Origin of the sequence: Paraburkholderia caledonica NBRC 102488 (assembly GCF_000685095.1) — a bacterium.
GTDB classification, from domain to species: Bacteria; Pseudomonadota; Gammaproteobacteria; order Burkholderiales; family Burkholderiaceae; genus Paraburkholderia; species Paraburkholderia caledonica.
The window spans coordinates 1-3268 of record NZ_BAYE01000053.1 but is presented as its reverse complement, the minus strand read 5'-3'; the positions used below and the strand labels follow the sequence as shown (position 1 = coordinate 3268).

At 57.0% G+C, this 3268-nt stretch carries 4 protein-coding genes; 1 reads left to right on the top strand and 3 read right to left on the bottom strand.

Annotation, left to right across the window (positions count from 1 at the left end; translation table 11 throughout):
- Nucleotides 1-84: 84 nt before the first annotated feature.
- Complete coding sequence (locus BCA01S_RS34130) at nucleotides 85-441, bottom strand: hypothetical protein (RefSeq protein ID WP_042320515.1); 357 nt, start codon at nucleotides 439-441, stop codon at nucleotides 85-87.
- 494 nt (nucleotides 442-935) lie between these two features.
- On the opposite strand from BCA01S_RS34130, the gene BCA01S_RS34120 reads away from it, so the two are divergent.
- Complete coding sequence (locus BCA01S_RS34120; protein ID WP_156955205.1) at nucleotides 936-1544, top strand: adhesion domain-containing protein; 609 nt, start codon at nucleotides 936-938, stop codon at nucleotides 1542-1544.
- A 316-nt stretch (nucleotides 1545-1860) separates the two neighbouring features.
- Here the strand turns inward: BCA01S_RS34120 and gltS are convergent, their stop codons facing one another.
- Together gltS and BCA01S_RS36340 are read right to left on the bottom strand one after the other, a co-directional pair.
- Nucleotides 1861-3060 (bottom strand): sodium/glutamate symporter, encoded by a 1200-nt coding sequence (gene gltS / locus BCA01S_RS34115; RefSeq protein WP_208459236.1) that lies wholly within the window; start codon nucleotides 3058-3060, stop codon nucleotides 1861-1863.
- Nucleotides 3061-3088: 28 nt separating this feature from the next.
- A partial coding sequence (locus BCA01S_RS36340) for a Na+/H+ antiporter NhaA (RefSeq protein ID WP_042320513.1) occupies nucleotides 3089-3268 on the bottom strand: 180 nt, incomplete at its 5' end.

Here is a 3268-nt window from a genome sequence, read left to right as displayed (position 1 = left end):
GCGCCGGTTGCACCGGTCACTGACTGATACGGCGCTCTGGCGGGATCGGCAATGGCATTACCGTTCAGTATTCCAAGAATGCTGCTAGCAGATCTTAGTTCTAAAGAAAATGATCAGCTGGACGAGTCGCAACGAAAAGAACAAGTAAGCAAAGCTCAGTGCAGCCTGTAACACAAAGTGCCACCGCAGTTTCGCCAGCCTTCGCAGCCCGTCCAAGAAGTTGAGAGCAAGGAGTGTGCATCCTGCCCCGGAAACGAAATAGCCTGCGAACAGGGGATTGTGCATACCCAAGAGATCAATGGTATCGAACCTTCGCACAGTCTCGAAGCCTGCCGCGACGATAATCGTCGCCACCACAAGATTTCTGGCGTGTTCGAAGACATCTTTCAAACCGCCGCGCTCGAAGAGCGCCTGCGAAACAGACTGTGGGACGATTCTCATTGATGCCTCCGAGTGAACGCACTGGCAAAAATTCCAAATGGTCAATGCTGTAAAGCAGTCGAACGTACAGCATACAATCGATCTAATACGCGGCAATGCTGCGATCCTTGCGGATCCAGGTGAAGAAAAAAGTAGAGCAAGGTTGTCGAGTCCGCGTGTGACATGCGCAACGGATGGCGATTTCATGGCCTAATTGGCCTTGGCAAAGCTGCGGCACGTATCCCGAATCACGTTGATTTGTCAGTCGTTTGACAGTCGGTCGAAGAGCCGGGAAGCTGCAATCAGCGGGCCGAAGGTGGGCGTTGAACTGACCCGCCCCCGATTGTCTTTTCCAAGCACAGCCCTGCGAAAATCGGGGGTAAACGAAAGCACAGGCGGTCGACTTCTGAAGGGCTAGTTACAGCGCGCGCGAGGCCGCTTCGAACTCGGTGATATGCAGTGCTAGCGCCTTCGTCGTGTCGACTTGATCAGTAATCAAATATTTCTGGACTGCTATGATCCTCATCGTCGAAAAGTGGAAGCTGGGATCGGTGCTGATTCGCGCACTGTTAACTGCAGCATCCATTCTCACTTCCAGCCTTTCGCTTGCCGCGGTACCGGTGGGCTCGACGGTCGACACTGAAGGAATTTGCATGCCTGAAGGAACGTACCGAATGATCGGCGGTGGGACAACTGTCTTCTCTCTCAAGACGTGTTTCAGCCGCCCAGTAAGGGATACCGATTCGCGGGAGATGAGAGTTCCGCCAACGAAAAAGAGCCCCCGAGACACCTTCAATGGAGAGCGGGTGCTCCGATATGACTACCACGACGCGTTGTACCAATGCGTGAAGCGCAATATGCGGCTACCGACGGTCAATGAGCTGAAGGCGCTGTTCGCCTACGCGAATAGGCGTAACGGTGCCGCTACGGCGAGCAGATTCGTTATCGTCGCACCAGAAAACGATTCGCGTTATCCCGGTGGGCTCTATGGCTGGGGCGGCGATAGCCGATATTGGTCACATACGCGCGCGGGTAACGGCGTCCACAAGGTTGTCAATCTTAGCAATGGTCAAATGAGTATTGATCACGATCCACATAGGAACTACGTGTCGTGTGTCCGCTAAGGCGGCGCACCGGCTATCGACACGGCTTCCGTTGCAGCGTCAGTTGAGAGCTCGCGGTCCACTGCGTCCTGTTCCCCGTCGGCCGCGAAAAACGAGGCTGCTACCTTTCCCATCCAGTGTTAGCTTTGGGAAAACCTGGAACGGGAGGAGAATGAATTGCGAATGAGCGCTCGCCGGCTCGCGTGAACAGCGCGAGGCAGGCGGGGCGCATTACGATCCGAAGTAGATACTGTGTACGATGGGGGTTTCGATGAAATCGTGCGCGGCATCGCTCAGGAAGCCTGAGGCATTCGTTCCGGCGGCCAGGGGTCCAACTTCACCCATAAATTGGCAGGAGCAGGAACAATTTAATGACGATTGCATTCGCAATGTCGATAAAAAATGCTCCCACCATCGGCACCACCAGAAAGGCAAGATGGGAGGGGCCGAACCGCTCCGTTATGGCTTGCATATTGGCGATTGCAGTCGGCGTGGCCCCTAGACCAAAACCGCAGTGCCCGGCGGCTAACACCGCTGCGTCGTAGTTGCGGCCCATGACCCGAAAGGTGATGAGAATGGCGTAGGCGGCCATCGCCACCGCTTGCACCACCAGGATCGCAAGAAGCGGTAGTGCAAGAGAGGCCAGGTCTCCTAAGCGAAGGCTCATCAGTGCGATTGCAAGAAAGAGCCCGAGGCTCACATTGCCGAGCAGTGACACTGCGCGTTCGAAGACCTGATACCAACCCAGCGCGGCAAGTCCATTGCGCAGAACGACCCCCACGAACAATACGCACACAAACGCGGGTAACTCGAAAGCCGTGCCGTTCAACCAGGACGCAAGTGCCGACCCGACAGCGAGGCAAACGGCTATCAGCGCCACTGTTTCGATGACAGCGTCGACCGTGATCAGCCGGAGAGCTTTGGGTTGCTCGAAGCCAGTCGCGGCTTCCACAACGGATTCTTGTTTGGGAGCAAGGCTATAGCGCGTGATCAGGAAACGCGCGACCGGGCCGCCGATCAATCCCCCGAGTATCAAGCCGAACGTAGCACAGGCAATCGCGATCTCCGTTGCCGCTGCGAGGCCGTGACGCTCGGCAAACACCTTGGCCCACGCTGCGCCGGTGCCATGCCCGCCTGAGAGGGTCACTGACGCCCCGAGCAGGCCGAGAATGCGCTCCTGCCCCAACGCCCAGGCGAGTGCAATGCCGAGCGCGTCCTGCATCACGAGCAGGCCGACCACGGCACCGAGAAAGACAATCAGCGAACGCCCGCCCGCTTTCAGCCCTGCCAGATCTGCGTTAAGACCGATGGTGGCGAAGAATGTCAGCATCAGCGGCGCCTGTAGCGTCGTGTCAAAACGTACGTCGATTTGCAAGACCCCCCGTAACGCGAAGGCCAACAGCGCTACAAGCAGGCCGCCGACGACCGGTTCGGGGATGCTGTAAGTTCGCAGTATGCGCACGCGAGCAAGGATCTGCCGCCCGAGCAGAAGAACGAGGGAAGCCGCCATCAGCGTTTCCAACGTGTCGAGGCTCATGATGGTCTTCTGTACTTAAATGAATGGGCTAGTTAATCCCGTTCGATGAGGTTGGTCCGGAATAACCCCGCACGCACCGGAGAAGCAGATAGCCCATCACGCCCGATAGCATCGAGCCGACGATCACACCGAGCCGCACGGGTGTGAAATATTCGGGACCTTCGAAAGCAAGGGAGCCGATGAACAGACTCATGGTGAAGCCGACACT